Below are 3790 nucleotides of genomic sequence, written 5' to 3'. Positions count from 1 at the left end.
GCTCAACGTCTTGCTGGCAAAGTTCACATCGGCAGATATAGATTTCCCTATTTGGCATGGTTTCTTCACAGTAGAAAATGGAGTGGCTAACTAATCTATTCTACACCAAAGAACTGGAACTTGATTTTGGACGACTACTTATATGAAAAATGTTCAGATTCAGGACTGCCCTGTTGGCAAGGACATCCCTACTCCGTTTAACTGGGTCAATGGCAACCAAGTTCCGGCCTATGGCACGAACTCGCTGGTCTTTGTGCAGCCAACCGTGGCCAACCCGACCATGGTGAGCCTCGCGGCCTTTCAGGAGCCCGCCAACACCATGCTCTTGCTCGACGCCGTGAATGCTTTTAATCCGGCCAGCCTCACCAAGTCGTTTTTTATCTCGCCAAACTGGACACGTAATACGGCAGGTGCGGTTGTTGACAACGGGGGCGCGAGTAGCTTTTCGCCACGGGTGCACGGGCGGCACTCCGGCAATACCTCCTGTGTGCTCTGGGCCGATGGCCATGTGGCGGTTGCACGGCCACAGTTTCGCCCCGCAGGCTCCGCCGCGATCAACGACAACCGCCGCACTCGCAATGTAGGTGAGCTCTCCCCGGTCGCCCTGCCTGCTACCATCACCGCTAGCGACCCGCGTCTGGTAGAGTACAACCGATTCTTTGCGCTGGATAAGACCACGGGACTATGAAACGACGCATTTTTTTACTCGCCGCCCTGCTCACCCTTTTCCCCACTTCGGCCCACGCCCAGGCGCTCTTCCCGTCGGAGTGCTTTCCGATTGAGCGCCTGCCCGCCGCACTGCGTCCCAAGGCAGAAGAAGTGCTCCTCAAGCTGCTGGATTCCGAGGGGCTCTATACCGTGATAGGCGGTATGAAGCCGATGTCGGGTGGCTTTGTGAGCCTCTATTTCTTGACAGAGAAGCCCGATACGACCAAGCTCGACGAGCTACGTCAAGTGCTGGGGGCGCTTCACTGTGGCCCCAGCCTGCGCTGCGACTTACTCGTCTTTCACACCGTCAATAGTGGCAAGCGCTATGCCGAAGCGGTGGCCTTCTCTCGTCCTGCTGTCGCGCAGGCGACCCGCACTTATGAGAGCTACTTTGCACCTCTAGGAGCCACTCCAAGCGCCGATCCTCTTGAGATAGCCCTCACCGTGGAGCATCTTGAGGGGGCACCGAGAAACCGAGGGCTTGGCTACCTCTACGGCTACCCCAAGAGCGCAGTGGACTTCTTTGTGGCAGGGCAGGAAGAGTACGCCGTCACCAAAAAGATCACCCCCCGCAACTTTCGCCAGATCCCCACGTTTGGTAAAGAGACCGGCAGCTTTGTCTACGCCGTTCCGAAAGGTGCCCCCGAGACCGACGAAGACCGGCAGCTCAAGACAAAAGCCGGACGGATTCTGGCGGAGTACAAAAAGCGCCGCGAGAGGTTTGTTGGCCCCGACAAGCCCGGTATCGTGGCGATGCTGCGCGACTGGTTCACCAACGAAAAAGGCGAATGCGCTCCCGAGAATGCACGTTTTTGACATTTTAATGTAAATGTAATCAAATTGCTATAATGGCGAACTTGCATATTGGCAATACTACCAGTATGCAAACTGCAACCTCGGCTGCCCTCTGGATCGAAGCGCTCTGCGTCTCGTACCAGACTCGTGCTTTTCAGCCTGCCCGCCGCGTTGTTCATGATCTCTCCCTGAGTGTTGCCCCAGGGAAAGTCCTCGACCATCAAGGCCATTGACGGCTCCACAAGCACCAGGCTCCTCAAAGACAAAGGCCTCTACTCTAAGAATAAATAATGCAATTTATTTGCAATAAAAATCCTGGTGTGATACATTTTTGTCTTGCCATGATCAACCCTCTCTCTACGACAAAACTGGATCGTCTCGGAATGGTGGCTTCTCTTGCCTGCGCGGTGCACTGTGCCCTGATGCCCCTTCTGGTGAGTGCACTCCCGCTCTTTCTGCAAGACGAGCGACTGGAGTGGGCGCTGGTCGGCACCTCAGCGGGGCTTGGAGTTGGGTCGCTGACGCGAGGCTTCCGACGGCACGGACAAAAGCTCGCACTCTGCGTCTTAGTGCTCGGACTGACTCTGCTGATCTCAGGGCGCTTTGTGGAAGAGGCAAATAACCCTGGCGGTGTTCTGCTGATCGTTCTGGGAGGCGTGACGGTTGCTTTTTCCCACTTTCTTAATCATCGCTTGAGTTTTACGGGTGCCTAAGCGGGTACGCTAAGCCTATGAATCGTAGAGCTTTGCTTTTGGGTGGCGGGATGGGCCTGACGGGTCTGGTGATGCGTGGAGCGCTGGCACTAGATCGTAGTGCCGTGGCTGCGGGCTATGGAAAGCTGGTGCCCACAGCGGCGCAGAACACGGGGGAGACCCTGCTGGAGCTGCCCACTGGATTTTCCTACAACGTGCTGGGGCGACAGGGCACGCGCATGACCGATGGAAACCTCACCCCCACCAAGCACGATGGGATGGGCGCGTTTCTCGTCAATGGCAAGCTACGCCTGGTGCGCAACCACGAGGTTCCCAACACGCGCGCACGGCCCCTCACCTCAATTCTTCAGGATGAGCACGCCTACGACACCAGCGCAGGCGGCGGCGTCACCACCCTCACGGTTGACCCTGCAACCCGCGAGCTGATCGAGAGCCATATTAGCCTGGCGGGAACCCACACCAACTGCGCGGGTGGCCCCACGCCCTGGGGGAGCTGGCTCTCGTGCGAGGAGACCACACTTGGCCCCGCGCTAGGCAAGGACGACAAGGGAAAAGTCATCGGCGGCTTTGAGAAAGAGCACGGCTATATCTTCGAGGTGCCCGCCGCCAGCGACGTGCCCGTGATGCCCGTGCCGCTTAAGGCCATGGGCCGCTTTGTACACGAGGCCATTGCCGTGGACCCCGCCACCGGGATTATCTACGAAACAGAAGACCGTACCAGCGCGGGCTTCTACCGCTTCTTGCCCACCAAACCCGGCCAGCTTACCGAGGGTGGGCGGCTCCAGATGCTAGTGGTCGAGGGCAAGCCTCAGGCCGATCTTCGTAAAAAGCAGACCGTCGGCGAGCCACTCTCTTGCCGCTGGGTAGACATCGACGACCCCGATCCTGCGGCGGCTTCCACCAACCCACTGGCGGTCTATGAGTCCGGGAAAGCCAAAGGCGGTGCGACTTTTGCGCGGCTGGAGGGCTGCTGGTGGGGCAATGGCTATGTCTATCTCAATGCCACCACGGGCGGCGATAAGCTACTCGGGCAGGTGTGGCGCTACCAGCCCCAAGGCGCGGACAAAGGCGAGCTGGTCTTGCTCTTTGAGTCCCAGTCCAAGAGCGTCTTATGGAACCCGGATAACCTCTGCGTTACCCCACGCGGTGGTCTGGTGCTCTGTGAGGACACCTACGGCGGGGACTGCTATCTACGTGGCCTCACCAAAAAAGGCGAGATCTTCGACTTTGCTCGCAATGTCTACCCCGGCCTTGAAGAGAGCGAGTTCGCCGGAGCCTGCTTCGCCCCCGATGGCCAGACGCTCTTTGTGAACCTACAGCTCCCCGGAGTCACAGTAGCCATCTGGGGGCCTTGGGAGCGCGGCCCGTTCTAGTTATTGTAATTTATTTGCGATAAAATAGGGCGTGACTAACTCCTTACCTGTAACTGTTCTTTCTGGCTTTCTTGGGGCTGGTAAGACAACCCTCCTCAACCATATTCTTGCCAACCGTGAGGGCCGCCGGGTCGCGGTGCTCGTCAATGATATGAGCGAGGTAAATATTGATGGCAAGCTGGTGCGCACCGAGGAGAAGCT

At 57.9% G+C, this 3790-nt stretch carries 6 protein-coding genes; all 6 read left to right on the top strand.

Annotated elements, in window-relative coordinates:
• Nucleotides 1-142: 142 nt before the first annotated feature.
• Nucleotides 143-688 (top strand): hypothetical protein, encoded by a 546-nt coding sequence (locus tag RMO15_RS07625; RefSeq protein WP_309710059.1) that lies wholly within the window; start codon nucleotides 143-145, stop codon nucleotides 686-688.
• Nucleotides 685-1524, top strand: coding sequence for a hypothetical protein (locus RMO15_RS07620; RefSeq protein ID WP_309710056.1), 840 nt, complete (start codon nucleotides 685-687; stop codon nucleotides 1522-1524). The genes RMO15_RS07625 and RMO15_RS07620 overlap by 4 nt, the downstream gene beginning before the upstream one ends.
• Nucleotides 1525-1589: 65 nt before the next feature.
• Nucleotides 1590-1736: a hypothetical protein gene (locus tag RMO15_RS07615; protein WP_309710053.1), complete on the top strand. Its 147-nt coding sequence runs from the start codon at nucleotides 1590-1592 to the stop codon at nucleotides 1734-1736.
• 108 nt (nucleotides 1737-1844) lie between these two features.
• Nucleotides 1845-2216: a MerC domain-containing protein gene (locus RMO15_RS07610; RefSeq protein WP_309710051.1), complete on the top strand. Its 372-nt coding sequence runs from the start codon at nucleotides 1845-1847 to the stop codon at nucleotides 2214-2216.
• Nucleotides 2217-2233: 17 nt separating this feature from the next.
• Nucleotides 2234-3589, top strand: a complete 1356-nt coding sequence (locus tag RMO15_RS07605) for an alkaline phosphatase PhoX (RefSeq protein WP_309710048.1) — start codon at nucleotides 2234-2236, stop codon at nucleotides 3587-3589.
• A gap of 31 nt (nucleotides 3590-3620) precedes the next feature.
• A partial coding sequence (locus RMO15_RS33220; RefSeq protein ID WP_369016090.1) for a GTP-binding protein occupies nucleotides 3621-3790 on the top strand: 170 nt, incomplete at its 3' end.

This window comes from Armatimonas sp. (assembly GCF_031410135.1).
Classification (GTDB): domain Bacteria; phylum Armatimonadota; class Armatimonadia; order Armatimonadales; family Armatimonadaceae; genus Armatimonas.
This window is presented reverse-complemented; position numbering and strand designations above follow the sequence as displayed.